We start from the raw sequence: 25,213 nt of genomic DNA on the forward strand, positions 1-25,213 counted from the left end.
CCCGACCGCTCGACGAGAGACAGGGCCGTCGTGCTCCGGCTCGACCGGAGCACCCATTTCGACATTTGACCCGGCGGCGGTATGGGCCCTCCGGTCGAGCCGGAGGGCGACGGCCCGCAACAATCCTTGGGCATGCGACCGCCTCACCCCAGCAACGCCTCCAGCGTCTCCAGCCGGTCCGCCTCGCCAGGCGGCTTGTCCCATCTCAGGCGGGCGATGCGGGGGAAGCGCATGGCGATGCCGGAGCGGTGGCGGGTGGAGCGGGCGAGGCCCTCGAAGGCCACTTCCAGCACCAGCCCCTCGTCCTTCTCGTGCACCACCTCGCGCACCGGGCCGAAGCGATTGATGGTGGCGCGGCGCACGAAGGCGTCGATCTGCTTCAATTCCTCGTCGGTGAAGCCGAAATAGGCCTTGCCCACCGGCACCAGAATGTCCTCGCCCTCGTCGCCGATCGTCCACACCCCGAAGGTGTAGTCAGAATAAAAGGACGAGCGCTTGCCGTGCCCGCGCTGGGCATACATGAGCACCGCATCCACCGTGTGCGGATCGCGCTTCCACTTCCACCACGGGCCCTTGGGCCGGCCGGGCAGATAGAGGCTGTCCGCCCGCTTGATCATCACCCCTTCAACCGCCCCGGCATCCGCGCCCGCGCCGGCCGAGGCGGGATCGCGGCGGGCGGCGGTCAGCTCCTCCCAGGTGGAGAAGGGCACCATGGGGGAGAGGTCGATGCGCGGGGTGTGGAGGCGTGCGACGAGCGCTTCCAGCCGGGCGCGGCGGGTGGCGAAGGGCTGGTCGCGCAAATCGTCCGTGCCGTCCACGAGCAGGTCATAGGCGCGGATGTGGGCGGGAAATTCCGCCAGCATCTTCACCGTCACCGTTTTGCGGTTCAGCCGCTGCTGGAGGACGTTGAACGGCTCCACCCGGCCGTCCCGGACGATGAGCAGTTCGCCGTCCATGGCGCCGTCGAAGGCGATGGCCTCCGCCATATCAGGGAAGGCGCCGGAGATGTCCTCGCCGGTGCGGGAATAGAGCCGCACCACCCGCGCGCCATCCGGCCCGGTGCCGGCCACCGCCTGCACGCGGATGCCGTCCCACTTCCACTCGGCGCGGAAATCGGCCGGGTCGAGGGCGGTGAAATCCGTCTCCTCGATGGCGTGGGCGAGCATCACCGGGCGGAACGGGGCGGGGTTGGAGGTCTCAGGCCGCGGCCCACGCCCCTCTACCCAGGCGAACAGCTCTTCATAGGGCGGCTCCAGCCCCGGCCAGACCAGCTCCACTTCGTCCGGCGTCACCGCTCCGAGGCTCGCGACGGCGGTCTTGGCGAGGCGCGCGGAGGCGCCCACCCGCATGGCACCGGTGATGAGCTTCAGGAGCGCCCAGCGGCCTGTCTCGTCGAGGCCGTCCAGCCATTCGGCCAGATGCCGGGGCAGGGACACCTTGGAGAAGGTGGAGAGGCCGTGGACGATCTCCGACAGCAGCGGCGCGTGCGGCCGCGCGCCCTCCGGCCGGGGCCACATGAGGGCGACGGTCTCGGAGAGATCGCCCACATAATCGTAGGACATCTCGAACAGCACCGGGTCCGCCCGCTCGGCGATCAGCGCGCGCACCACGCCGGGCTTGGCATTGGCGAACGATAGCGCCCCGGTGAGCGCCGCCAGCGCGAGCCCGCGCTCGGGGTCCGGCGTCGAGCGGAAATAGTCCGCCATGAGCCGGATCTTGGCATTGCGCCCGGCCTCGTAGGACATGCGATCAAGCAGCGCGGCGAAGCGGTTCATGGGGCGGGGGCCTCCCCCTCCGGCGCCGCTGTCGCGACCTCCTCGTCCTCTTCGCCATATCCGACCATGTGCAACGGTCGGGCGCGGAGCTGACGGGTGTGGGCCCAGTGGACGAGGGCATCCTCGGCACCGTGGGTCACCCACAATTCCTCGCAGCCGGTGGCGCGGATGGAGGCGGTAAGGCCGTCCCAATCGGCGTGGTCCGACACCACCAGCGGCAGTTCCACCCCACGCTGGCGGGCGCGGGCGCGCACGCGCATCCAGCCGGAGGCAAAGCACGTGATGGGATCGGCGAAGCGGCGCGCCCAGAGGTCCGTCATGGAGGAGGGCGGGGCGATGACGATGGCCCCGGCGAAGGCCGATTTCGGCGCGCCCTTCACCGGCAGGATCTCGCCGAAATCCATGCCGCAGCTTTGATAGTAATCGGTGATGTTGATGAGGGCGCCGTGGACGTAGATCGGCGCGTCGTGCCCCGCCCGGCGGATCAGCGCCATCATGCGCTGCGCCTTGCCGAGTGAGTACGCGCCGACGATGTGGGTGCGCTCGGGGAAGATGCGCACCGAGGCGAGCAGCTTGTCCACCTCCCCCGCCGCGGGGGGATGGCGGAACACCGGCAGGCCGAACGTCGCCTCGCTGACGAAGACGTGGCAGCGGATGGGCTCGAACGGCGCGCAGGTGGGGTCGGCGGCGTCCTTGTAGTCGCCGGAGACGACGATCACGAGGCCGTCCTTCTCCAGCCGCACCTGGGCCGAGCCGAGCACATGGCCGGCGGGATGGAGGCTCACCGTCACCCCGTTGATGGTGATCGCCTCGCCATAGGCCAGCGCCTGCGTCGCTCCCGCGAAATCCGGCCCCATGCGCAGCGCCATGATGTCGAGCGTTTCGCGGGTGGCGAGCACGTGCGCGTGGCCGGCGCGGGCATGGTCCGAATGGCCGTGCGTGATCACCGCCCGCGGCACGGCGCGGGTGGGGTCCACGTAGAAATCGCCGATGGGGCTGTAGAGGCCCTTGGGCGAGGGGCAGAGGAGGTCTTCCGGGCGCATCACTTTATTGGGCGGGTTCACCACTATATGGGGAGACTTGCGCGCCTGCGCGAGGTTCCAATCTGCGAGATCGAGCGTGTCCGCTGCTGCCTTCGATACATCAGGTGATCCCGTTCTCGACCGGCGGCTCGACTGGGCGCGCGCATTCCTCGCCGAGGGCGATTTCGCCGCTGCCGCCGAGCTTCTGGCCGAGACGGTGGAGGCAGCGCCGCATTTCGCCGCCGCCTGGTTCCTGCTGGGCGAGGCGCGGGAAGGGCAGGGGGAAAGCGAGGCGGCACGGGAGGCCTATGGCCGGGCGCTCGCGCTCGATCCCGCCGACCGGCTGGGGGCGGGGCTGCGGCGGGCGCAGCTCGGGGGTGGGACAACCGAGGGCGCCATGTCGGCGGCCTATGTGCGCACGCTGTTCGACCAATATGCCGACCGCTTCGACACGGCGCTGCGCGAGAAGCTGGCCTATCGCGGCCCCGAGCTGCTGCTGGAGGCGGTGCGCGCCGCCTGCGCCACGCAGGCCCGTGAGCTGCGTTTCGGTGCGGCGCTGGACCTCGGCTGCGGCACGGGCCTCGCCGGTGTGCTTTTTTCGCCGCTCGTTGAGCGGCTCGACGGCGTGGATCTCTCTCCCGCCATGCTGGAGAAGGCGCGGGCCCTCGGCCTCTATGCCGCCCTCGAAGCCGGCGAGATGGGCGCGGCGCTGGGGGCGGTGCCGGCCGGAGGCCTCGATCTCGTCCTCGCCGCCGATGCGCTCTGCTACGTGGGCGATCTCGCCCCCATCTTCCACGCCGCCCGCGCCGCGCTGGCGCCCGGCGGCCTGTTTGCCTTCACGCTGGAGACGCACGACGGCGCGGGCGTGCTGCTGCGCGAGACGCTGCGCTATGCCCATGCGGAGCCCTATGTCCGCGCGCTGGCGGCGGAGGCGGGACTCGCGGTGGTTCTGCTGGAGCAGGCTTCCACGCGTTCGGAGAAAGGCCAGCCGGTGCCGGGCCTCGTGGGCGTGCTGGCGGCCGGCTGAGGCGTTCAGCCCCTTGGCGTCCCCACGCGCCCGGCCAGCAGCGTAAGGACCAGCGACGCGACGCACAGACCGAGGCCGGTGGCGCAGACGGCGGCCCAGCCGCCCCAGGTCCATGCCATCGTGGCGGCAGCCGAGCCGAAGGCGCCGCCGAGGAACATGGTGCCCACGAGGATGGTATTGAGCCGCGCCCGCGCCGCCGGCCGCAGCGCGAAGATGCGATGCTGATTGCCCACCAGCGCGCTCTGAATGCCAAGGTCGATCAACACCACGCCCACGCCCAGACCGGCCAGTTGCGGCCATGCGGAGAAGAACACCCACGCGGCGAGCGCCAGCACGACGCCCAGAATCACCACGCTGGCAGGACCGCGGCGGTCGGTGAAGCGGCCGAACAGGGGCGCCGCCAGCACGCCGATGAGCCCGAGAATGCCGAACAGGCCAGCCGCCTCAGAGCCGAGGCCGAAAGGCGGCCCCTCCAGCCGGAAGGCGAGGATGGTCCAGAAGGCGATGAAGGAGGCGAAGATGAGCGCCTGCGTGATCGCGGCGCGCCGGAGCGTCGGGAATTCCATCCACAGGCCGACGAGGGAGGCCATGAGGCTTCGGTAGCTCAGCCTTCCTTCCGGCTTGCTGCGCGGGAGCATGGCCGCCATCAGCGCCGCGGCGGCGAGCGCCATGGGCACCGCCAGCCAGAACATGGCGCGCCAGCCCGCATGGGCGGCGACGAAGCCGGCCAGCGTGCGGCTGAGCAGGATGCCGGCGAGGATGCCCGAGAGCACCGTTCCCACCGTCGCCCCCCGCTTCTCCGGCGGCGCGAGATGGGCGGCGAAGGGCACGATCTGCTGCGCCACCGTGGAGCCGAGGCCGAGGAGGAGTGAGGCCGCGAGCAGCGCCAGCGCGCCCTGGGCGAGGGCGGAGAGGGCGGCCGCTGCGGCGACGGCGACGAAATGCAGGACGATAAGCCGACGCCGTTCCAGCTGATCCGCCAGCGGCACCAGGAGGAAGAGGCCTGCGGCATAGCCGAGCTGCGTCACGGTGGGCACCAGCGGCGTCAGAGGGCCGGGCAGGTCCGCCTCCATCACCGCCAGCATGGGCTGGTTGTAATAGATGTTCGCCACGGCGACGCCCGCGGCGGCGGCCATGGCGAAGATGCGGGCGAAGCCCAATTGATTGGGGCTCTGTGCGGAAGCGGGCATGAATGGTCTCTGGCCGAACCGGCCGGGGCGGGGAGACGGCGCGGGCTGGCGAAGAGGCGCCACAGGCCCGGCGCTCAGTCTGTCGGGGGCAAGTTGCGGCGCAACATAGCCCATGCCCGCCACGCTCGCGAGGGGGCGGCGCGCGCAGCCGGCCTCCATGCCGCGCGTCCGATGCAAAGCTGAGAAGAGCGCGATCCCGGTGGGGCGGCTTTCCCCGTCAGGCCACCGGCAAGGCGAAGGGCTCGCCCTCGAAGGCGTCGGCGCCGCGGCCGATGGCGTGGATGGCGGCGACCATGCGGCCGTCTCGCTTCAGCGCCGCATCGGCGAGGGAGACGATGCGCGGGTTGGGCGTCGCGGTGGGCGAGGCATGGCGCAGGCGCTGCGCCAGCTCCATCTCGTCGCGATCCGGCAGCAGGGCGCACAGCGTGGCGTAGGCCGCCGCCGTGGAACGCGAGATGCCGGCATAGCAATGGATCACAAGCGGCGTCTGGCGCGGCCAGGCGCGCACGAACTCGAACAGCTCGAGCATGTGCGCCTCGCCCGGCGCCACCAGCCCCTCGATCTCCTCGGCGATGTCGTTGATGCCGAGGAAGAGATGGTTGGTGGGGTCGACGTTGCTCGGCCGGGTCAGCACCGTGCCGCCGTTGATGAGGGTGATGACATGCCGCGCGCCGGTCTGTTCCACCGTTTCGTGCAGCTTGGCGAGGGAGCAGACATGGATCATGGCGCAAGCTCCTCGAATCTCTTGAGGAAACGGGCTTTCGCCGTTTCCGCCTCCCACGGGGTGAGATAATCCTTTTCCACCCCAGCGTCGAGGCGGGCGGGTCGGCCGAAGAAGGCCTTGGCCTCCTCCTCCGCGAATCCCGCCAGCCGCGTCGCCTCGAAATAGGCCGAGGCGCGGTCCGCCGCCTTGACGATCTTCAAAAGTTGATCGGGCCACCCCACCGGCAGCGAAAATCGCACGCAGATGGCCCCGAGCAGGCGCGCCTCCACCGTCTTGTAGTCACCCCCCAGCACCGCCTTGAAGGGGGAGATCATGTCGCCGATGACGTATTCCGGGGCATCGTGCAGCAGCACGCACAGGCGCCAGCGGGCATCGAGGTCCGGATGGGTGCGGCGGGAAATCTTCTCCACCAGCAGGGAATGCTGGGCCACGGAGAAGATGTTGGCGCCCGAGGTCTGGCCGTTCCAGCGCGCCACGCGGGCAAGGCCGTGGGCGATGTCCTCGATCTCCACGTCGAGGGGGGAGGGGTCGAGCAGATCGAGCCGTCGGCCGGAGAGCATGCGCTGCCACGCGCGCGGCGCGGCACCGGCGCGGGGGCGGGCGGCTTTGGGAGCGGGTTTGGCGGGGACGTCAGGCTCGGTCACGAATCGCGTGCTCCTCGGATCGGGGAAAGGTAAGCTCCGGCCGAAACGCCACAAGCCGCCCGTCACGGGTGGACGCCGCCCATTTCGGTCCGAGATTCGCCATGTCCGACACCCTTGAGAGCGAGACGCCGGCCACTCCGCGCGTCGAGGTGCGCCCGACGCTCGCCGCCAGCGCTGCCGTGTTCCGCGGCCCCCTCGTGCTGCTCGCCCGCCGCGCCGCCAATCCCGGCGCCGGGCTGTGGAGCCTGCCGGGCGGGCGGGTGGAGCCGGGTGAGACGGTGGCCGAGGCCGCCGTGCGCGAGGTGATGGAAGAGGTGGGCGTGGAGGCCGAGATCGTCGGCCTTGCCGCCGCCCGCGACATCATCGTCCGCAACCGCGAGGGCGAGCTGAAGGCCCATTTCGTGGTGCTCGCCCACGCCGCCCGCTGGCGCGGTGGGGAGCCCATGCCCGGCGAGGAGGCGGCTGAGGTGGGCTGGTTCCGGCCCAATGAGGTCGCGAGCCTCACCACCACCGAGGGGCTTGCCGAGGTGGTGGCCAAGGCCGCGCTGCTGATGGGCGAGATGTGAGCCGCGGCTTCGCCCCCTTGACCCGGCGCGCCGCGGGCCGCAGGAGTTAGGGCGGAACCATGCTGAAGCGCGCCTTTTCTCTCCTTCTCGCCGCCGGCCTCGTGCTCGCCGGCCCCGTATCGTCCCGCGCCGCCGGGCCGACGGAAGGCGCGCCGCCGCCCTATGACGGCGATCTGATGCGGCTCGCGGAGATTCTCGGCGCCCTGCATTACCTGCGGCCCCTCTGCGGCGTCACCGCCGAGGCGCAGCGCTGGCGCAACGAGATGCAGGCGCTCATCGACACCGAGCAGCCCTCGGACGCCCGCCGCTCCAAGATCATCGCCAGCTTCAACCGCGGCTATTCCAGCTATGCCGAGGTCTACCGCAGCTGCACGCCGGCCGCGCGCATGGCGGTGGATCGCCAGCTCGACGAGGGCGGGCGCCTCACTCACGAAATCGTGGTGCGGTATGGGGGGAATTGACCCCTTTCGTGTTAACCTTTTGGTCAGAACTCGCCTGAATCCCCCAGCGTGAAGTGCTAGATATCCGGTGCGCCGTTCGGTTCTTCGGCGCGGAGGCAGCCAAACGTGTCCACCCTGACAAACCCCGTCATCGACCTGCCGGAAATCTCGGACATGGCCGCAGATGACCGCCACGCCGCCTTGACCTATCTGAACGATGCGTGGGTCGAGGCCGTGCGCGAAGGGCTGGACGAGGATTGCCTGGTGCAGGCTGCGCTCTTCACCGCCCTGCGCAGCCTCGTCGCCACCTATGGCGAGGCCGCCAGCTCCGAATATATGGCCCGCGTCGCCGAGCGCGTCGCCGCCGGTGAATATACGGTGGTCAGCCGCTCGCACTGACCGGCGCGGCGAGCCCCCCTCGCCGAGCCTCTATCTTCGTCGCATTCCTCCCGCCGGGCCTCTCGCGAGCGCCCGGTTTTTCTTTTGCAACGGCCCAAAAGAAAACCGGCGCCCCGAGGGACGCCGGCTTCTGGGTATCGTTCGTGCCAGGCGGCAGAGCCTCAGGCCGCGTCGCGCTTGTTCTGGCGGTTGCTGATGAGGTCTTCCACCACGCCGGGATCCGCCAGCGTCGAGGTGTCGCCGAGGCTCTCGAACTGGTCTTCCGCGATCTTGCGCAGGATGCGGCGCATGATCTTGCCCGAGCGGGTCTTGGGCAGGCCCGGCGCGAACTGGATCAGGTCCGGCGAGGCGATGGGGCCGATCTCGCGGCGCACCCAGGCTACCAGCTCCTTGCGCAGCTCCTCGGTGGGCTCCACGCCGTCCATCAGGGTGACATAGGCATAGATGCCCTGGCCCTTGATGTCGTGCGGGAAGCCCACGACGGCGGCCTCGGACACCTTCGGATGGGCGACGAGGGCGCTTTCCACCTCCGCCGTACCCATGCGATGGCCGGAGACGTTGATGACGTCGTCCACGCGGCCGGTGATCCAGTAGAAGCCGTCCGCGTCGCGGCGGCAGCCGTCGCCGGTGAAATACTTGCCGGGATAGGTGGAGAAGTAGGTCTGCTCGAAGCGCTCATGGTCGCCATAGACCGTGCGCATCTGGCCCGGCCACGAGTCGGCGATCACGAGGTTGCCCTCGCAGGCGCCTTCCAGCACGCCGCCGGCCGCATCCACGACTTCCGGCTGGACGCCGAAGAAGGGACGGGTCGCCGAGCCGGGCTTGAGCTTCGTCGCGCCGGGCAGGGGGGTGATGAGGATGCCGCCGGTCTCGGTCTGCCACCAGGTATCGACGATCGGGCAGCGGCCCTCGCCCACCACGTGGTAGTACCACTCCCAGGCTTCCGGATTGATGGGCTCGCCCACCGAGCCGAGCAGGCGCAGGGAGGCGCGCGAGGTCTTCTTCACCGGCTCCTCGCCCGCCTGCATCAGCGAGCGAATGGCGGTGGGGGCGGTGTAGAAGATGGACACCTGGTGCTTGTCGATCACGTCCCAGAAGCGGGAGACCGACGGATAGTTCGGGATGCCCTCGAACATCAGCGTGGTGGCGCCGTTCGCGAGCGGGCCATAGACGATGTAGGAATGGCCCGTCACCCAGCCCACGTCAGCGGTGCACCAGTAGATGTCGCCGGGGTGATAGTCGAACACGTACTGATGCGTCATGGACGCATAGACGAGATAGCCGCCGGTGGTGTGAAGCACGCCCTTCGGCTTGCCGGTGGAGCCGGAGGTGTAGAGGATGAACAGCGGATCTTCCGCGTTCATGTGCTCGGCCGGGCATTCGTCCGTCACCATGGCGGCGGCTTCGTCGTAATAGACGTCGCGGCCGGGGGTCATGTCCACCTTGCCGCCGGTGCGGCGCACGACGATCACGTGGTCCACGCCGCCGTCGATCTGGCTCACCGCCGCGTCCACATTGGCCTTCAGCGGCACCTTGCGGCCGCCGCGCAGGCCCTCGTCGGCGGTGATGACGACCTTCGAGCCGCAGTCGGCGATGCGCCCGCCGAGGCTGTCCGGGGAAAAGCCACCGAACACGATGGAGTGAATGGCGCCGAGCCGCGCGCAGGCCAGCATGGCGAATGCCGCCTCGGGGATCATCGGCAGGTAGATGGTGACGCGGTCGCCCTTCTCGACGCCGCGGTTGCGCAGCACGTTGGCGAGCTTGTTCACCTCGGAGGACAGCTCGCGATAGGTGATCTTGCGGCTCTCGTCGGGGCTGTCGCCCTCCCAGATGATGGCCACCTGGTCGCCGCGGGTCTCGAGATGCCGGTCCACGCAATTGTAGGCGACGTTGGTCACGCCGTCCTCGAACCACTTGATGGAGACGTGGCCGGGATCATACGAGGTGTTCTTCACCTTCGTGTAGGGCGTGAACCAGTCGATCCTTTTGCCGTGCTCGCCCCAGAAGGCGTTCGGGTCGTTGACCGAGGCGGCATACATGGACTGGTAGTGCGCGTCGTCCACATAGGCTTTCTGAGCCCACTGGGACGGAACGTCATAGACCTTGTCGGACATTCTTCTGCCTCCCTCGCGCGGACCGCTTTGGCCGCTGTCCATCATTCATGGCGGTACCCGCCTTGGTTGGGGCGGATTATGCTGAGCACCTCGACGCTCCACAAGGCACCGCCCAGCCAGACTTTGGGCTCATAGCCCTTGGTTGGCCCCGGGCATGCCCGGGGGTCGTGTCGGGCGCTGCCACACCCTGCGCCGCGATGTCATGCACCGCGACCCTTCCGGCGGGCGTATAGACGGGCTGCCCGCGATCGGCCGCGGCGCTTCAAGGAAACGCCCGATGGACCTCTGGACCTGTCTTCTCGTTCTTCTTGCCGGCCTGTTCGGTGCTGCCGGTGTCGGCGCCGCGGCTGCGGCGGCCCATGTGGGCGGGGGCACCAACCTCGAGACCGCGTCGCACTTCCTGCTGTTCAATGCCGCGGCACTGGCGGCGCTGGTGGCCCTCGCCCTCCAGCTTGCCCGCGGAGGCGTGCTGCTGAAGGTGGGGGCCAGCGCCATCGCGCTCGGCACACTTCTCTTTTCGGGCGATCTGGCGTCGCGGGCCTTGATGGACGTCAAGCTCCTCGGCGGAAGCGCGCCGTTCGGCGGCAGCCTGATGATCCTCGGCTGGCTGATGGTGGCGGCGACCGCGTTGCTCGCCCGGCGGCACTGAGGTCGGATCAGGACGTTCGTGCGGCGGCGCGGGCCTCGGCCCGGTCGATTAGTGCGTCGAGCTGATCCGCGCCGTCGAGCGCGAGACGGACGGGCAGGGGGGCGATGGTCGCCGTGCGCGCGATCTCTGGCTCAAGGCGCGCCAGATCCTTCTGCGTCGTCACCAGCCGCGCCCCGAGGCGCGCCGCCTCCGACGTGAGGCGGGCGATCTCGTCGGGCCGGTAGGGGTGGTGGTCGGCGAAGGGGTGGCGGGCGACCACCGACAGACCCTGCGCCTCCAGCGTGGCGAAGAACTTCTCCGGCCGGCCGATGCCGGCGAAGGCGACCAGCGGCAGGCCCCTCAGCGCCGCGATGGCCGAGGGCTCCGGCGCCAGATGTCCCCGCAGCACGGCGAGCCCGGCCGCGCGCCCCGCGCCGGCCACCCGCTCGCCCGGCGCGCCCTCGCCGATCACCAGCACCGCGTCGGCCTTCTCAAGCTGCGGCGCCAGCGGCGCGCGCAGGGGACCGGAGGGGGTGACGCAGCCGTTGCCGACGCCGACGCCGGCGTCGATCACCAGCAGGCTGCAATCCTTGTGCAGCGAGGGGTTCTGGAAGCCGTCGTCCATCACCACATGGCTCGCGCCGGCCTTCACCGCCAGTCGCGCGCCGCCCAGCCGGTCGCCACCCGCGACGATGGTCGGGGCATGGCGGGCGAGCAGGAGGGCTTCGTCGCCCACATCCGCCGCGGTGTGGGCGGCAAGATCCACGCGAAGGGGCGCCTTCACCTTGCCGCCGTGGCCGCGCAGCAAGGCGAAGGGCTGCGCGCCGCGCACCTTGAGCCGTTCGATGAGGGCGATGGCGGTGGGGGTCTTGCCCGCGCCGCCGACCGTCGGATTGCCGATGCAGATCACCGGCACGTCCACCGTGCCGCCGGTTTGCCCGAGCCGGCGCAGCGCCACGCCGCCGATCACCGCCGCCACCGGGGAGAGGAGGGTGGCGGCAAGGCCCGGCCGGTCGCGCCACCAGAAGGCGGGCGCGCGCCGCATCAGCGGGCCTGCAGGCGGATGTGGACCAGATAGGGCTCGATGGCCGTGAGCGTGCGGTCGAGCGCGCCGCCCAGCGAGGTCACGGCGGCATGGGCCGCGTCGGCCATCTCGCCGTGCAGTTGCGGGTCCTTGATGAGGGCATAGGCGGCGCGGGCGATACCCAGCGCGTCGGTGACTTCCGCCGCGCCCTCGTCGGCGTCCAGCCGCTCGTAGATGTTGGCGAAGTTCCACACATGGGGGCCGTGCAGCACCACCGCGCCGAGCTTCGCCGGCTCGATGGGGTTCTGCCCGCCGTGCTCCACCAGGGAGCCGCCCATGAACACCACCGGCGCCATGCGATAGAACAGGCCCAGTTCGCCGATGGTGTCGGCGATATAGATGTCGGTTTCCCGGTCCGGCAGTTCGCCGAGGCTGCGCTGGCGGGTGCCGAGGTCGGCCGCCTGGGCGAGGGCCGCCACATCCAGCCCGCGTTCGGGATGGCGGGGGGCGATCACCGTCACCAGATCCGGGATCTTGGAGGTGAGGATCTCGTGCGCCTCCAGCATCAGCGCTTCCTCGCCCTCATGGGTGGAGGCGGCGAGCAGGATCGGCCGCTTGCCCAGCGCCTTGTCGAGCCGCTGCAGCTCGGCGGAATCGGCGGAAGGGGGCGGCACGTCGAACTTCAGATTGCCGCAGACTTCCACCCGCGGCGTGCCCAGCGCCTGGAAGCGCGCGCCGTCCTCCTCGCTCTGGGCGAGGCACAGATCAACGCGGGAGAGCAGTGCCCGCGCGCTCTTGGGCAGCTTCTTCCAGCGATTGGCGGAGCGCTCGGATAGGCGGCCGTTGACCAGAACGATGGGCGTGCCGCGCCGCCCCAGCTCCGCCAGGAGGTTGGGCCACAGCTCGGATTCAGCGAGCAGCACGAGGTCCGGCGACCAATGGTCGAGGAAGCGTGCGACGAAGGCGCGGGCATCCAGCGGCACGAACTGGTGGATGACGCCGGGCGGCGCCCGTCGCTCGGCGACACGGCTCGAGGTGAGCGTGCCGGAGGTGAGCAGCACGCGGAAGCCGCGCTGCGTCAGCCGCTCGATCAGCGGCAGGACGGAGATGACTTCGCCCACGCTGGCACCATGCACCCACACGAGCGGCCCCGGGGGGCGCTCCGTGCTGGCATAGCCGCGCCGCTCGGCGAGGCGCGCCGGGTCTTCCTTGCCCTTGCGGACGCGATAGGAGAGCCACGCCGGCGCCAGCAGCGCCGCCACGGAACTCGCCCGCCGGTAGGCCCGGAGGGTGAGAGGCAGCTTGCGCCCCTTCATGCCGCGGCCTTCATGGCTCGCCTTTCATGGCTGGCCCTTCATCGGCGCGAGGTCCGTGCGGCCAGGGCCTCAGCCCGGCGGGTCACGTCCTCGAGGGCGGCCTGCACCTGGTCGCGGGCGGCGATGAGGCCGGCCTCGTCCACGTCGCGGGCGACCCAGATCGGCGCGCCGGCCACGGCTGCACCCTTCCCGAACGGCAGGTTCAGGCTGGCGCGGTCCCAGCTCTTCAGGGTGATGCGATTACGGGTCGCCATGGCGACCGGGATGATAGGGCGTCCCGAGTAGCGTGCAATGGTAACGACGCCCATCCCCACCTTGCGCGCGATCTTGGGGACATCGGCCGTCATCGCCACATTGATGCCTTCCGCAAGGGTATCCAGCATCTGATAGGTGGCGGAGACCGCCCCCTTGCGGTGGAAGTCGCGCTTGGAGGTAGCGCCGGAGCCGCGAATGGTCCCGACGCCCAGCTTCTCGGCGGCAATGGCATTGATCTCCGCATCCGCATGGCGGGAGATCAGCACCTTGGCCTTGTGGTGTGGCTTCATGGCGAACGGCGTCAGGAAATGCTGCCCGTGCCAGAAGGTGACGATCACCGGCAGGTGCTCGTCGATGGCCTCGAAGACGTCCGGCGGCTCGATGACGAAATCCGTCGTATGCGCCACCAGCTTGAAATAGGACGCAAACGTCGTCCCCGCTGCCACCTTGAAGGCGCGGTTGGTCCTCAGTCGCCGCCACATCTTATGGTTTGCCCACTGTTGTTGCGTCCCGCAGGGGATGCGGAACGAGAGACCTGATCCTCACCCGCCCTGAACCTTGCCGGTTTCCGGATCGAGGAGGCGGTGGAGATGTACCACGAAGTAGCGCATCAGCGCGTTGTCCACGGTCTGCTGCGCCTTCGCCTTCCAGGCGGCCGCGGCGCTGGCATAGTCGGGATAAATGCCGACGATGTCGAGCTTGGTAAGATCCTTGAACTCGGTGCTGTCGATTGCGGTCAATTCCCCGCCGAAAACCAGGTGGGGCAACTGCTTCTTCGTGTCGGTCATGGCGTATCCAATGCGGCTTTGAAAGAAACGGGTGCGCCCATGGCCTCGAGCGCGGCCGGGTGCAGCGGGGCACCGGCGCAGACGAGGGGGGCGTGGCTGGGGACCGGCGCATTGTAGCGCAGCGCCACGCCGTCGTGGCCGGTGAGGCGCCCCTGCGCCTCCGTGACCACGAGATCGGCGGCGGCCAGATCCCAGTCGTTGGAATTGCCTCCGGCGAGGGCGACGTCGATCTCGCCGGTGGCGACCCGCGCGAGGCGCAGCGCCAGCGAGCGGATGCGCGGCAGGCGCTCCACGCGGGCGGCGCGGGCGATGCGGTCGAGATCGGCCGGCGGGCCGGCGACCCGCGCACCGTCGAGCCGCGCGCGTGAAGGGGCGGCGAGGCGGCGGCCGTTATGGAAGGCGCCGGCGCCGGCCATGGCGGTGAACATTTCGTCGGTGGCCGGGGCGAACAGCGCGGCGGCGACCGGCCGTCCCCCCACCACCAGCGCCACGGAGACCGCCCAGTCGCTGCCGGCGGCCATGAACGCGCGGGTGCCGTCGATGGGGTCCACCACCCACAGCCGCTGGGCGGACAGGCGCGCGGGCGTGTCGGCCGATTCCTCGGACAGCCAGCCGGCGGCGGGATCGAGTGCCGTGAGATGCTGCCGCAGGAAGGCGTCCACCGCCATGTCGGCCTCGGTGACGGGGGAATCGTTGCCCTTGGTCCAGGTCTTTACGCCGGCCGCGAACATGCTGCGCGCCATCTCGCCGGCCTGCGCCACCGTATCGACCATACGGCGGGCAAAGGCGTCTTCGATGGCGAACCGGGGATGATCCCCGCCGCCGGCGCGCGTCGGTTCGGTGCTCATTGCCCTGCCAAATAGGGGCGCGGACGCCGCGAGGCAAGCCATCTGATGCTGCACCGCGTCAATCGGACCGCCCCGCGGGCTGTCCTTACGGCAGGAGAGGCGCGATGGTGTTGGGAAGAAGGGTGTCGAGGGCGAGGCCCGCGAACAGGATCAGGCCGGCGTCGCGATTCGACTTGAAGACGGCGAGGCAGCGCTCGGGATCGTCAATGTCGAGCCGGCGCACCTGCAGCCACAGGTGAACGGCGAAGCCGATCAGGCCGAGATAGGCAAACGGCCCCACCGGCACGGACATGAGCGCCGCCGCGAACAGGAACACCACCACGGCGTAGCACAGCGACACCGCAAGGCCGGTGCTGCGCCCGAACAGCAGGGCCGTGGAGCGCACGCCGACAATGGCGTCGTCCTCCTTGTCCTGATGGGCATAGATGGTGTCGTAGGCGAACACCCAAAGCACCGAGCCGGCGAACAGCAGCAGGGCTGGATCGGCGATGGTGCGCATCACGCTCGCCCAGCCCATCAGCGCCCCCCAGGAGAAGGCGATGCCGAGGATGAGTTGCGGCACCGAGGTGACGCGCTTCATCAGCGGGTAGACGGCCACCACGCCGAGGGAGGCGATGCCGGTGACGATGGCGAAATGCGGCAGTGACAGCAGCACCGCGAGGCCGACGAGGGCCTGGAACACGAGGAAGGCGAAGGCTGCGGGGACGCTTACCTGCCCGGACGCGATGGGCCGGCCGCGGGTGCGCGCCACCTGCCGGTCGATCTTGCGATCGAGGATGTCGTTCCAGGTGCAGCCCGCCCCGCGCATGGCGACGGCGCCGATGGCGAACAGCACCAGCAGCTTCACCGAGGGGTAGGGATCGTCATTGGCGATGGCCGCGAGCGCCGTGGACCACCAGCAGGGCAGGAGCAGGAGCCATGAGCCGATGGGCCGGTCCATCCGCGCGAGTCGCAGGTAGGGACGCACCGGGCCAGGGGCCAGGCGCTCCACCCAGTTACCGCGTGGGGCATCGGCGATCGGCGGGGCGGACGCCCCTTCGCTGGAACTCAATCGGTCAGCCTCACTTCAGGGCGTTGCCGTTGAGCGTACCGAACACGCCGGAGTTCTTGCCGGCATCGATGCTGTAGCCGGTGGTGATGCCCAGCGCGCTGGACATGGAGCCCTGCGGCGGGGGCTTGCCGCCGCCGCCCTCGACGCCGGTCGCACCGTTGGCCGCGGCCTCGCAGATCTTGTTACGCAGATCGATGGTCTTCTTGTTGGAGGCGGCGGCCGTATCGATGGCCTGCTGCGGAACCTGGCACCAATCCTTGTTGTCGGCCAGGAACTTCACCCACTTCTGCTCGGCCGCGGCATAGGCGCGGAACGCGGGGCAGAGGACCTGCGGGTTCTTCTCCTTCTTGTTCACGATCGACTGCAGGGCCTTGCCCTTCTCTTCCAGTTCACCGCGCACCGAGGCGACATCCGTCTGGCAATCCGCCAGCGCGGCGCCGGCAGACAGCGCCGTCGCGAGGAGAGTGGCCGAAATCGCGAGCGTGAACTTCTTCATGAGGCAGTGCCCCTCCTCATCGGGATCCGTCGGGACCGCAGGTTTGATATACAGACCCCCAACTTTGGGCAATATCACGGCGGAAGCTGCGGAAAGCTACCACGCATTCCCTAACGGAGTGCATCGGGCGTGGCAGACCAACGGCCTGCCACGTGCGTATCGATCGTCTCGCCGAGGCCTGACAGGCTTGGAAGCGCTCGCGCAGTTCGTAATTTGCGAGAGGTGCGCCGGGGACCGTCCATACGGGCGCGCGCGGGCGCGCCGCCGGGAGGACGCCATCGTCCGCGCTCCACGGAGTGCCGGCCGAAAGCGAACTTTTTTTGATTCCTGTTGTGGAACACGGTCCATCTGGCTTGCGGTGCCAGTCTGGCGTTCCGGCGTGGGGGCGCCAACTCGAGCCGCTTATTGCGAAGACCTATGCAGGCTTGGTTGCGGAAGTCAGGAAGTTCTGGCTCGCGATATAATTGAAACTCCCGGTCTCTGCAGCGTAAAGTAGTCGGAAGCCTGCCGTTCCAACCGCCCAGATGATAGCTCGAATGGTACTTTTTAGCCCATGGGGAACGGGCTTGTCTTCGAACGACGATATGTTTTCAAAGCCTACAGTGAGCATAAGCTGGCGCATCGATGTCGATGTGAACGAAATTTCATGTGTAATATCGCCATATCGGACGTGATCTCCGAAAATTCCGGACGCGTTTGGTGTGTGAACGAAGATCGTTCCGCCGGGTTTCAAGATGCGAAATATTTCATCAGATATGTTGAATAATTCAGATCTCGATAAATGTTCGAATATGTCAAAACAAATTGCAGCATCAATGCTATTGGATTGTATCGAAGAAAGAGATTGATTAATATCTCCGAGATAGGCTTCGACGACGCCTCGTCTGTGTGCCAGATCAATCATTTCGGGTGATATGTCAAATCCGGATATATCATGATAGTCTGATTTTTTAAGCCAGTAAATGACATCCCCGGCGCCGCATCCGACGTCCAGTATTTTAATATGCCGATCCGATGGCATATGGTGTTTTATGAATGAGTTTATGTGCGGGCCGCGCACTGAATAACCAAGAGATGCATCCTGACCGCCCTGGTTGCTAGATACATATGCATCGTATAGGCGATTTTTCCATTCTTGCATCTGATCGCTCCCTTGCTTATTCGTTGCTTTTTACAACCCGTATAATATACAAGAGTGCGGGATGATATCTGTTTTATAGTCGCATGCGGTATGGCGAAACCTGCCGGATGAGGGGCGGTATCCTGCTCCGCCTGCGATGGTCAGCATGTGCTGAACCATCTAGTGTCGCCATCAGTTCCGCTCCCGATGGTTGCCGCTTGACGGCGCGCTCGGGCGTGGGTAGTTTTGCGCAACTTTTGAAAGGGACGGCGCCGACATGCGCAAGATCGTTATTCTTCTCGTAGGGTGGTGCGCCACTTTCCGTCCGGCCTGAGGGCTGTGACGAACGAGGTGGCGCGTGACGAGGGGCCTTCGGGCCCCTTCGTCGTTTCTGGGCCGGGCGCCGGCGCGGATTTCAAGGATCGAGCCGGGCCGCAGGCCGGGCGGAGACAAGGATAAAAGTCCGGCGAAGCGCGCCGGCCGGGACCGAGAGCATCCCGCAGGGAGTTGGACCATGAGCAAGCAGATGACCGGCGCCGAGATGGTGATCCAGGCCTTCGCTGACCAGGGCGTCGAGCACATCTTCGGCTACCCGGGCGGCGCCGTGCTGCCGATCTACGATGCGCTGTTCCACCAGAACCACATCGAGCACATCCTCGTGCGCCACGAGCAGGCGGCGGTGCATTCGGCCGAGGGCTATGCCCGCTCCTCCGGCAAGGTCGGCGTCGTGCTCGTCACCTCCGGCCCCGGCGCCACCAATGCCGTCACCGGCCTCACAGACGCGCTGATGGATTCCATCCCGATCGTCTGCATCACCGGGCAGGTGGCGACCCACCTCATCGGCAACGACGCTTTCCAGGAGTGCGACACGGTCGGCATCACCCGCCCCTGCACCAAGCACAATTACCTGGTGCGGGACGTGAACGACCTCGCGCGCACCCTGCATGAGGCCTTTTATGTCGCCCAGAACGGCCGGCCGGGCCCGGTGGTCGTCGACATCCCGAAGGACGTGCAGTTCGCCACCGGCACCTATGTCGGCCGCGAGAACATCCAGCACAAGACCTACCGCCCCAAGCTCGACGCCGAGGCGCCGCAGATCGCGGCGGCGGTGGAGATGTTGGCCGGGGCGAAGCGGCCCATCTTCTACACCGGCGGCGGCGTCATCAATTCCGGGCCGGAGGCGAGCCGCATCCTGCGCGAGCTGGCCCGCCTCACCGGCGTGCCCGTCACCTCGACCCTCATGGGCCTCGGCGCCTTCCCGGCGGCCGACCGCCAGTGGCTTGGCATGCTGGGCATGCACGGCACCTACGAAGCCAACATGGCCATGCACGGCTGCGACGTGATGGTCTGCATCGGCGCGCGCTTCGATGACCGCATCACCGGCCGCCTCGACGCCTTCGCGCCGGGCTCCAAGAAGATCCACATCGACATCGACCCCTCGTCCATCAACAAGAACGTCAAGGTGGACCTGCCCATCATCGGCGACTGCACCCGCGTGCTCGCCGACATGCTCGCCGCCTGGAAGGCCCGCGGCCTGAAGCTGGACAAGGCGGCGCTGGAGTCCTGGTGGGCGCAGATCGACCGCTGGCGGGGGCGCAACTGCCTCGCCTACCGGCATTCGGACGAGATCATCAAGCCGCAGTACGCCATCGAGCGGCTCTACAATCTCACCAAGGACAAGGACGTCTACATCTCCACCGAGGTGGGCCAGCACCAGATGTGGGCGGCGCAGTTCTTCCGCTTCGAGGAGCCGAACCGCTGGATGACCTCCGGCGGCCTCGGCACCATGGGCTACGGCCTGCCCGCCGCCATCGGCGCGCAGAAGGCGCACCCCGACGCCCTGTGCATCGACATCGCCGGCGAGGCCTCCATCCTCATGAACATGCAGGAGATGTCGACCGCCGTGCAGTTCGACCTGCCAGTGAAGATCTTCATCCTGAACAACAAGTACATGGGCATGGTGCGCCAGTGGCAGGAACTGCTGCACGGCGCGCGCTACTCGCACTCCTATTCCGAGGCGCTGCCCGACTTCGTGAAGCTCGCCGACGCCTACGGCGGCGTGGGCATCCGCTGCGACAAGCCGTCCGATCTCGACGCGGCCATCGAGGAGATGATCGCCATCAAGCGGCCGGTGATCTTCGACTGCATCGTGGACCAGCAGGAAAACTGCTTCCCCATGATCCCGTCGGGCCGCGCCCACAACGAGATGATCCTCGGCGACATGGCGATCGACCTCGACGAGGCCATCACCGACGAGGGCAAGATGCTGGTGTGAGGCGCGAAGCCGCCGGGCGGAGCCGCCCGGCGCTGGCCAGACGGACGTAACCCCCGCACCCAACCCTCTCCCGCAAGGGGAGAGGGAGCCTCTTCTCGGCGCATCGCCGCCCTCACGCCCTTCCATCCGAGACAACCATGCCCAACACCCAAGAGCCCATCGAGCGCCACACCCTCTCCGTCCTGGTCGACAACGAGCCGGGCGTGCTGGCGCGCGTCATCGGGCTGTTCTCCGGCCGCGGCTACAACATCGACAGCCTCACGGTGTCCGAGGTGAGCCACGAGGGCCACCTCTCGCGCATCACCATCGTCACCACCGGCACGCCCATGGTGATTGAGCAGATCAAGAACCAGCTCGACCGCCTCGTGCCTGTCCACCGGGTGCGCGACCTCACCGTGGAAGCCTCGGCGCTGGAGCGCGAACTCGCCATGGTGAAGGTGCGTGGCGTGGGCGATGCCCGCGGCGAGGCGCTTCGGCTCGCCGAGGCCTTCCGCGCCCGTGTCATCGACGCGACGCGCGAAAGCTTCGTGTTCGAGATCACCGGCAAGTCGGACAAGATCGACCAGTTCGCCTGGCTGATGGAGCCGCTCGGCCTCGTGGAGGTTGCGCGCACCGGCGTGGTGGCCATTTCCCGCGGCCCGGAAGCCATGTGAGGGCCGCGGCCTGACAATGTGACCAATCGGAAACAGGCGTTCGCCGGCAGCGGTGCCGGGCGAAACGCCTGTTTCCATTTGCCGCGATCCGGTGCAAAGGAGCCGCGGCCATCCCCCAATTCGAGATAACGCCCATAAGGAGACCACGATGCGCGTTTATTACGACAGCGACGCCGACCTGAACCTGATCAAGGGCAAGAAGGTCGCCGTCATCGGTTATGGCAGCCAGGGCCATGCCCACGCGCTCAACATGCGCGACTCGGGCGTGAAGGATGTCATCATCGGCCTGCGTCCCGGCTCCGCCTCCGCCAAGAAGGCCGAGGCCGAGGGCTTCAAGGTGATGGCGCCCGCCGAGGCCGCCAAGATCGCCGACGTGGTGATGATGCTCACCCCCGACGAGCTGCAGGGCGACATCTATCGCGAGAGCCTCGCGGACAACATGAAGCACGGCGCGGCGCTGCTGTTCGCCCACGGCCTCAACGTGCACTTCAACCTCATCGAGCCCCGCAAGGACCTCGACGTGCTGATGGTCGCCCCTAAGGGTCCCGGCCACACCGTGCGCTCCGAGTACCAGCGCGGCGGCGGCGTGCCGACCCTCATCGCCATCGCCCAGGACGCCTCGGGCAACGCCCATGACCTCGGCCTGTCCTACGCCTCCGCCATCGGCGGCGGCCGCGCCGGCGTCATCGAGACCACCTTCAAGGAAGAGTGCGAGACCGACCTGTTCGGCGAGCAGGTGGTGCTCTGCGGCGGCCTCGTGGAGCTGATCCGCGCCGGCTTCGAGACGCTGGTGGAAGCCGGCTACGCCCCCGAGATGGCCTATTTCGAGTGCCTCCACGAGGTGAAGCTGATCGTCGACCTCATCTATGAGGGCGGCATCGCCAACATGAACTACTCCATCTCCAACACCGCCGAATACGGCGAGTATGTCACCGGCCCCCGCATCATCACCGCCGAGACCAAGGCCGAGATGAAGCGCGTGCTGAACGACATCCAGTCCGGCAAGTTCACCCGTGACTGGATGCTGGAGAACAAGGTCAACCAGGCCTCCTTCAAGGCCACCCGCGCCCGCGCCAACGCCCACCCCATCGAGGAAGTCGGCGAGAAGCTGCGCGCCATGATGCCCTGGATCAAGGCCAAGGCCCTCGTGGACAAGTCGAAGAACTGATCCTCATGCGTTGAGGCAGGCCCCGGAGCAGCCCGCGCTGCTCCGGGGCTTTTTTTTGGCGGGCCCGGTGACACTGTCACCGGAGCGAAGTCTGGGCCGCGAAGCCAGGATATGTCAGAATCTAACGGCGACGGGGGCCGCGATGGGCGAGACAGACGACCTCGAATGGGATGACGACAAGGATGCCGCAAACCGTGCCAAGCATGGTTTGCCGCTTTCCATTTCCGGTCGTCTGTTCGACGGGCGACCGCGCCTCGACCGCCGTTCCCTCAAGCCGCCCCAGACCGAGCTGCGTTTCGAGTCCGTGGCTGCCATCGGCGAAGATGTGCTATTGTGTGTGTGGACGTGGCGAGGCCGGAGGCGGCGGGCCATATCCCTCAGGATGGCGAAGCGGAGCGAGCGGCGTGCCTACCAAGAAGCAATTGGAGGAAGCTGACCGGGCGATCAAGGAGGTCGACTGGGAGAAGCTGCGCGCCATGAGCGACGAAGACATCCGCGCGCATTGGGCGTGGGATAAGGACATGACCTGGCCCACCGACGAGGAACTGGCGGAGTTCGATCTCGTCATTCCGGCGAAGAGCCGCCGCAAGCCGCCCAAGGAAGCTGCCGAATAAGCGAGTTGCCGAGGCGGGCTATTTTCCGGCCGGCGCATCCTCTTCGTTCACCGTGAACGCCATATAGCGCGCGATGCGCCAGACGCCGTCGGCGTCGCGGCGGAATATGTCCATGCCCTCGTCGCGCGAAATCTCCTTGCCGTCCGGCCGCGCGGTGAGCACCCAGGTGAGGCGGACCATGGCGAGGTCGCCGGACACCAGGATTTCGTGAACCACACACGTATAGGCGAGCTTGCCGGCCGACTTCGCCAGCGCCTTGGCGATGCGCGCGCAGACTGTTGCCCTGTCGCCCGCCGGGGCGCCTTGCACGTCAGCCCGCAGATCATCGGAGAACAGTTCGCAGGTGGCGGTGGCGTCGCCCCGGTTGAAAGCCTCGGCCCAGGCGGCGAGGCGGGCGCGGATGGCGACCTCTGCTGCGCGATCCGGTGCGGCGCCGTCCCCAGCGCGTGCGATGGCCGGTGCGAGCAGAAGGGCGAGGATCAGGACGGCGCGGCGCAGCATCTCGCAGGTCTCCGCGCCGGCGGGCGCAGAGCGACTAGACCACCGGCGCATGTCGCCCGGCAACAGTCAGTCCGTGATGCGCGCCTGAATGGTCAGGATGTCCCACGCCGGCGCCTCGGGCGGGTTGGCGTACACCGTGGTGAAGCTGCCCACGCTGCCGTCCGGCCCGACGGCGCGGCGCGCCGCACCGCCGATCTCGGCACCATGCACCTCGATCAGGATCGCCGGTGCGGTGGCCGAGCCGTTGGCGATGGCAAGGCCGTCGCCGTCCCTAGGTGAGAAGGCATCCACCGCGCCCGCGCCAAGGCGTTTCTCCGGCGCCCGCGCGACCGGCGATGCGCCTTCGGGCAGCGCAAGGCGCTGGCGCACGATCTCGCCGCGCAGCACGCCGGCCAGTTCCCACACGGCCTGCTCGCACAGGGGCAGCGCGGCGCCGGGGGCGAGAACGGTTGCGACGACCGTGAAGCGGGTCATCTGGTCCGCATAGAGCTGGTACTGGCGGAACGGCACGCCATCGAGCCGGGCGAAGACCTCCGGTAGCCAGTCATCCTGCGCCACCAGCCGGCCCATCAGGTCGCGGCCAATCATCAGGATTTCCCGGGGGTCGTCCGCCAGCTCGACCATGGACTGGATGTCCCACGAGAAGCGGCGCAGCGGCTCGGGCGGGGAGGCGATGACGTCCGTCACGGGGGCGGCTCCGGTCTCAGTGGTCATGATCGTGGTCGTCGGGATCATGGTCATGGTCATCGCTCGCCTTCTTCGGCTTCACGAGGGTCGCGGCCAGCACGCTGCCGGCGGCGACGATGCCGTCGTCATCCACGCCGTGGCCGAGGCCGGGCCGGCGCATGCTCTTCACCGGCAGGCCGAGGGCCTTCAGGCGGTCGCGGGTGGCGATCATGTCGGCGAGTGGCACCACGGCATCGTCCTCGCCATGGATGAACACCACCGGTGGCTTCGCCCGCGGCGGACCAATGTCGCGCGCCTCGGGCAGGGCACCCCCGAAGGCGATGATGACGGCGGGCGGCACGGCACGGCGCAGGCCCACCTCGAGGGCCAGTATGGCGCCCTGCGAGAAGCCCACGAGGGCGAGATGGTCGCCCGGCAGGCGTCGCGCCGCCAGCATCTCGTCGAGAAAGGCGTCGAGCAGCGGAGCGCTGGTCGCGAGGCCGGCGACGATGGCCTCGGTGGAAAAGCTCTCGCCGGGAAACCAGCGGCGACCCGTCGCGGCCGGGAAGGGGGCCTCGGCGGCGAGGAAATCCGCCTTGGGCAGTTCGGGCGCGAAATTCAGCGCGAGGTCGATCACCTCCTGCCCGCAACTGCCCTCGGCATGCAGCAGCACCACGAGATAGACCGGCTTGCCGCAAGAGAGAGCGGCGATCTTCGGCCCGGCGGTGACGGCGGTCGTCATCCTGCCGTTGCCCGGAAGCCGTCGCAGGGGACGCCCTGTCGGGTTTGCGACGCGGCGTCTAGGCGTCCGGCCCGTTCGCATTCATCACGGAAAATCAAGGACATGTTCACCCGCCCCCGACACACGCCGGGCAATTCCGGCCACGTAGCCGTGGCCCACGCAAGAACAGGGCCGGGCGAGCTTCAGCCTCCGGGCGGTCCGCCTGGTGCGCCTGCGTTGTCGCAATGCACAATATGTCGGTCTGTCGATGAGTTTCGATTGAAATATAATACTTTCAACGACTTAAATTGAGTCATTCGTTCCACGAAATGCCCGTTGACAACCCTCTGAGCCAGAAATAGCCTTTTGTCCGACAAAGTGCCCTTTCGCGGATTTCCCGGTGCTCATGGAACGGTTCGACCGCATCAAGGTCCCTTCCGCCTACGAGATGGTCGCCGAGGCCATCGAGGCCGAGATCGTGTCCGGCCGGCTGCGGCCGGGGGACGAGATCGGCACCGAGGCGGCGTTGGTGCGGCAGTTCGGGGTGAACCGCTCCACGGTGCGCGAGGGCATCCGCGTGCTGGAGCAGGGCGGCCTCGTGCGGCGGGAGGCGAGCCGCAAGCTGTTCGTCTGCGAGCCCCGGCCGGCGGCGCTCTCCACCCGCATCAGCCGCGCGCTGGTGTTGCAGGACGTGACGTTTCGCGAATTGTTCGACACCGCCATGGTACTGGAGGTGGGGGTCGTCGAAGGCGCGGTGATCCATGCGGACGCGGACATGCTGGCCGCGCTGGAGGAAAACCAGGAGCGCCTGGAAGCGGCGGTGAACAATCCGGTCGTGATGGCGGAGCTGGATTCCGAGTTTCACGCCCTGCTCGCCCGCGCCTGCGGCAACCGTGTGCTGGAGATGGCGCGCGAGCCCGCCGCCTTGCTGTTCTTTCCCTCGACGGAAATGATCTGCCGTCGTGTGCCGGAGGGCGCCGCACGCATGGCGCAGGCGCATCGCTTCATCATCGATGCCGTCAAGGCGCGCGACCTCGACCTCTCCCGCACCTGGATGCGCCGGCACCTGATCGACTGGCGCAAGGGCTTCGTGCGGGCCGGCCGCGAGATCGACGAGCCGGTGGAGCGCATCTTCGCGCGCTACGCGCTGAGCAAGTCGCAGAGTTGAAGTGAAGTAAAGCCAAGACG

General features: G+C 68.1%; 28 protein-coding genes. 11 read left to right on the top strand and 17 right to left on the bottom strand.

The window, feature by feature from the left end; translation table 11 throughout:
- Positions 1 to 143 precede the first annotated feature (143 nt).
- Together ACT535_RS20795 and ACT535_RS20800 are read right to left on the bottom strand one after the other, a co-directional pair.
- Positions 144 to 1,775, bottom strand: a complete 1,632-nt coding sequence (locus ACT535_RS20795) for a cisplatin damage response ATP-dependent DNA ligase (RefSeq protein ID WP_476365855.1) — start codon at positions 1,773 to 1,775, stop codon at positions 144 to 146.
- The gene (locus ACT535_RS20800; RefSeq protein ID WP_476365856.1) at positions 1,772 to 2,818 is read right to left on the bottom strand and encodes a ligase-associated DNA damage response exonuclease; all 1,047 of its coding nucleotides are present in this window, start codon (positions 2,816 to 2,818) and stop codon (positions 1,772 to 1,774) included. Before ACT535_RS20800 ends, ACT535_RS20795 begins: the two co-directional genes overlap by 4 nt.
- A 76-nt stretch (positions 2,819 to 2,894) precedes the next feature.
- Between ACT535_RS20800 and ACT535_RS20805 the strand changes: the two genes are divergently transcribed.
- Positions 2,895 to 3,824, top strand: a complete 930-nt coding sequence (locus ACT535_RS20805) for a methyltransferase domain-containing protein (RefSeq protein WP_476365857.1) — start codon at positions 2,895 to 2,897, stop codon at positions 3,822 to 3,824.
- A 5-nt stretch (positions 3,825 to 3,829) separates the two neighbouring features.
- On the opposite strand, the gene ACT535_RS20810 is transcribed toward ACT535_RS20805, so the two are convergent.
- The 3 genes from ACT535_RS20810 to ACT535_RS20820 form a co-directional block, all read right to left on the bottom strand.
- Positions 3,830 to 5,014: an MFS transporter gene (locus tag ACT535_RS20810; RefSeq protein WP_476365858.1), complete on the bottom strand. Its 1,185-nt coding sequence runs from the start codon at positions 5,012 to 5,014 to the stop codon at positions 3,830 to 3,832.
- A 217-nt stretch (positions 5,015 to 5,231) separates the two neighbouring features.
- Positions 5,232 to 5,738: a tyrosine phosphatase family protein gene (locus tag ACT535_RS20815; protein WP_476365859.1), complete on the bottom strand. Its 507-nt coding sequence runs from the start codon at positions 5,736 to 5,738 to the stop codon at positions 5,232 to 5,234.
- A complete protein-coding gene (locus tag ACT535_RS20820; protein ID WP_476365966.1) occupies positions 5,735 to 6,298 on the bottom strand; it encodes an HD domain-containing protein in 564 nt (187 codons plus the stop codon). The genes ACT535_RS20815 and ACT535_RS20820 overlap by 4 nt, the downstream gene beginning before the upstream one ends.
- Before the next feature lie 185 nt (positions 6,299 to 6,483).
- Here ACT535_RS20820 and ACT535_RS20825 point away from each other — a divergent pair, with 185 nt between their 5' ends.
- From ACT535_RS20825 to ACT535_RS20835, 3 genes are all read left to right on the top strand, one after another.
- On the top strand, positions 6,484 to 6,948 hold the full coding sequence (locus ACT535_RS20825; RefSeq protein ID WP_476365860.1) for an NUDIX hydrolase: 465 nt from the start codon (positions 6,484 to 6,486) through the stop codon (positions 6,946 to 6,948).
- 59 nt (positions 6,949 to 7,007) lie between these two features.
- Complete coding sequence (locus tag ACT535_RS20830) at positions 7,008 to 7,409, top strand: TIGR02301 family protein (RefSeq protein WP_476365861.1); 402 nt, start codon at positions 7,008 to 7,010, stop codon at positions 7,407 to 7,409.
- Positions 7,410 to 7,514: 105 nt separating this feature from the next.
- Positions 7,515 to 7,787: a hypothetical protein gene (locus ACT535_RS20835; protein ID WP_024279661.1), complete on the top strand. Its 273-nt coding sequence runs from the start codon at positions 7,515 to 7,517 to the stop codon at positions 7,785 to 7,787.
- A 161-nt stretch (positions 7,788 to 7,948) separates the two neighbouring features.
- Here the strand turns inward: ACT535_RS20835 and acs are convergent, their stop codons facing one another.
- Entirely contained in the window at positions 7,949 to 9,901 is a 1,953-nt protein-coding gene (gene acs, locus ACT535_RS20840; RefSeq protein WP_168456435.1) for an acetate--CoA ligase, read from the bottom strand.
- Positions 9,902 to 10,178: 277 nt separating this feature from the next.
- Between acs and ACT535_RS20845 the strand changes: the two genes are divergently transcribed.
- The gene (locus ACT535_RS20845; RefSeq protein ID WP_476365862.1) at positions 10,179 to 10,550 is read left to right on the top strand and encodes a DUF423 domain-containing protein; all 372 of its coding nucleotides are present in this window, start codon (positions 10,179 to 10,181) and stop codon (positions 10,548 to 10,550) included.
- A gap of 7 nt (positions 10,551 to 10,557) precedes the next feature.
- Here the strand turns inward: ACT535_RS20845 and lpxK are convergent, their stop codons facing one another.
- The 8 genes from lpxK to ACT535_RS20885 form a co-directional block, all read right to left on the bottom strand.
- Positions 10,558 to 11,574: a tetraacyldisaccharide 4'-kinase gene (gene lpxK, locus ACT535_RS20850; RefSeq protein WP_476365863.1), complete on the bottom strand. Its 1,017-nt coding sequence runs from the start codon at positions 11,572 to 11,574 to the stop codon at positions 10,558 to 10,560.
- Entirely contained in the window at positions 11,574 to 12,869 is a 1,296-nt protein-coding gene (locus tag ACT535_RS20855; protein ID WP_168456438.1) for a 3-deoxy-D-manno-octulosonic acid transferase, read from the bottom strand. The genes lpxK and ACT535_RS20855 overlap by 1 nt, the downstream gene beginning before the upstream one ends.
- Before the next feature lie 38 nt (positions 12,870 to 12,907).
- Positions 12,908 to 13,606 (bottom strand): lysophospholipid acyltransferase family protein, encoded by a 699-nt coding sequence (locus ACT535_RS20860; protein ID WP_168456439.1) that lies wholly within the window; start codon positions 13,604 to 13,606, stop codon positions 12,908 to 12,910.
- A 60-nt stretch (positions 13,607 to 13,666) separates the two neighbouring features.
- Complete coding sequence (locus ACT535_RS20865; RefSeq protein ID WP_476365864.1) at positions 13,667 to 13,912, bottom strand: DUF4170 domain-containing protein; 246 nt, start codon at positions 13,910 to 13,912, stop codon at positions 13,667 to 13,669.
- Complete coding sequence (locus ACT535_RS20870) at positions 13,909 to 14,760, bottom strand: 3'(2'),5'-bisphosphate nucleotidase CysQ (protein WP_476365865.1); 852 nt, start codon at positions 14,758 to 14,760, stop codon at positions 13,909 to 13,911. Before ACT535_RS20870 ends, ACT535_RS20865 begins: the two co-directional genes overlap by 4 nt.
- An 85-nt stretch (positions 14,761 to 14,845) precedes the next feature.
- A complete protein-coding gene (gene ubiA, locus ACT535_RS20875) occupies positions 14,846 to 15,811 on the bottom strand; it encodes a 4-hydroxybenzoate octaprenyltransferase (protein ID WP_476365866.1) in 966 nt (321 codons plus the stop codon).
- 10 nt (positions 15,812 to 15,821) lie between these two features.
- Positions 15,822 to 16,307: a hypothetical protein gene (locus ACT535_RS20880; protein ID WP_168456443.1), complete on the bottom strand. Its 486-nt coding sequence runs from the start codon at positions 16,305 to 16,307 to the stop codon at positions 15,822 to 15,824.
- Between the two features lie 415 nt (positions 16,308 to 16,722).
- Complete coding sequence (locus tag ACT535_RS20885) at positions 16,723 to 17,448, bottom strand: class I SAM-dependent methyltransferase (protein WP_476365867.1); 726 nt, start codon at positions 17,446 to 17,448, stop codon at positions 16,723 to 16,725.
- Positions 17,449 to 17,941: 493 nt separating this feature from the next.
- Here ACT535_RS20885 and ACT535_RS20890 point away from each other — a divergent pair, with 493 nt between their 5' ends.
- The 5 genes from ACT535_RS20890 (at position 17,942) to ACT535_RS20910 (ending at position 22,137) form a co-directional block, all read left to right on the top strand.
- Entirely contained in the window at positions 17,942 to 19,702 is a 1,761-nt protein-coding gene (locus ACT535_RS20890; protein WP_476365868.1) for an acetolactate synthase 3 large subunit, read from the top strand.
- A 137-nt stretch (positions 19,703 to 19,839) separates the two neighbouring features.
- Entirely contained in the window at positions 19,840 to 20,355 is a 516-nt protein-coding gene (ilvN, locus tag ACT535_RS20895) for an acetolactate synthase small subunit (protein ID WP_168456446.1), read from the top strand.
- Positions 20,356 to 20,503: 148 nt separating this feature from the next.
- Positions 20,504 to 21,523, top strand: coding sequence for a ketol-acid reductoisomerase (gene ilvC / locus ACT535_RS20900; RefSeq protein ID WP_168456447.1), 1,020 nt, complete (start codon positions 20,504 to 20,506; stop codon positions 21,521 to 21,523).
- A gap of 142 nt (positions 21,524 to 21,665) precedes the next feature.
- Positions 21,666 to 21,959, top strand: coding sequence for a BrnT family toxin (locus tag ACT535_RS20905; protein ID WP_476327417.1), 294 nt, complete (start codon positions 21,666 to 21,668; stop codon positions 21,957 to 21,959).
- A complete protein-coding gene (locus tag ACT535_RS20910; protein ID WP_476365869.1) occupies positions 21,928 to 22,137 on the top strand; it encodes a hypothetical protein in 210 nt (69 codons plus the stop codon). The genes ACT535_RS20905 and ACT535_RS20910 overlap by 32 nt, the downstream gene beginning before the upstream one ends.
- 18 nt (positions 22,138 to 22,155) lie before the next feature.
- On the opposite strand, the gene ACT535_RS20915 is transcribed toward ACT535_RS20910, so the two are convergent.
- The 3 genes from ACT535_RS20915 to ACT535_RS20925 form a co-directional block, all read right to left on the bottom strand.
- A complete protein-coding gene (locus tag ACT535_RS20915; RefSeq protein WP_476365870.1) occupies positions 22,156 to 22,638 on the bottom strand; it encodes a YybH family protein in 483 nt (160 codons plus the stop codon).
- Positions 22,639 to 22,704: 66 nt separating this feature from the next.
- Positions 22,705 to 23,385, bottom strand: coding sequence for a cysteine dioxygenase family protein (locus ACT535_RS20920; RefSeq protein WP_476365871.1), 681 nt, complete (start codon positions 23,383 to 23,385; stop codon positions 22,705 to 22,707).
- Positions 23,342 to 24,046 carry an alpha/beta hydrolase gene (locus ACT535_RS20925; RefSeq protein ID WP_476365872.1) on the bottom strand — a complete coding sequence of 235 codons (705 nt, stop codon included), beginning with the start codon at positions 24,044 to 24,046 and terminating at the stop codon, positions 23,342 to 23,344. Before ACT535_RS20925 ends, ACT535_RS20920 begins: the two co-directional genes overlap by 44 nt.
- 385 nt (positions 24,047 to 24,431) lie before the next feature.
- Here ACT535_RS20925 and ACT535_RS20930 point away from each other — a divergent pair, with 385 nt between their 5' ends.
- The gene (locus ACT535_RS20930) at positions 24,432 to 25,193 is read left to right on the top strand and encodes a FadR/GntR family transcriptional regulator (protein WP_476365873.1); all 762 of its coding nucleotides are present in this window, start codon (positions 24,432 to 24,434) and stop codon (positions 25,191 to 25,193) included.
- The last annotated feature ends 20 nt before the right edge of the window (positions 25,194 to 25,213 follow it).

This window comes from Xanthobacter sp. DMC12, from assembly GCF_056314105.1.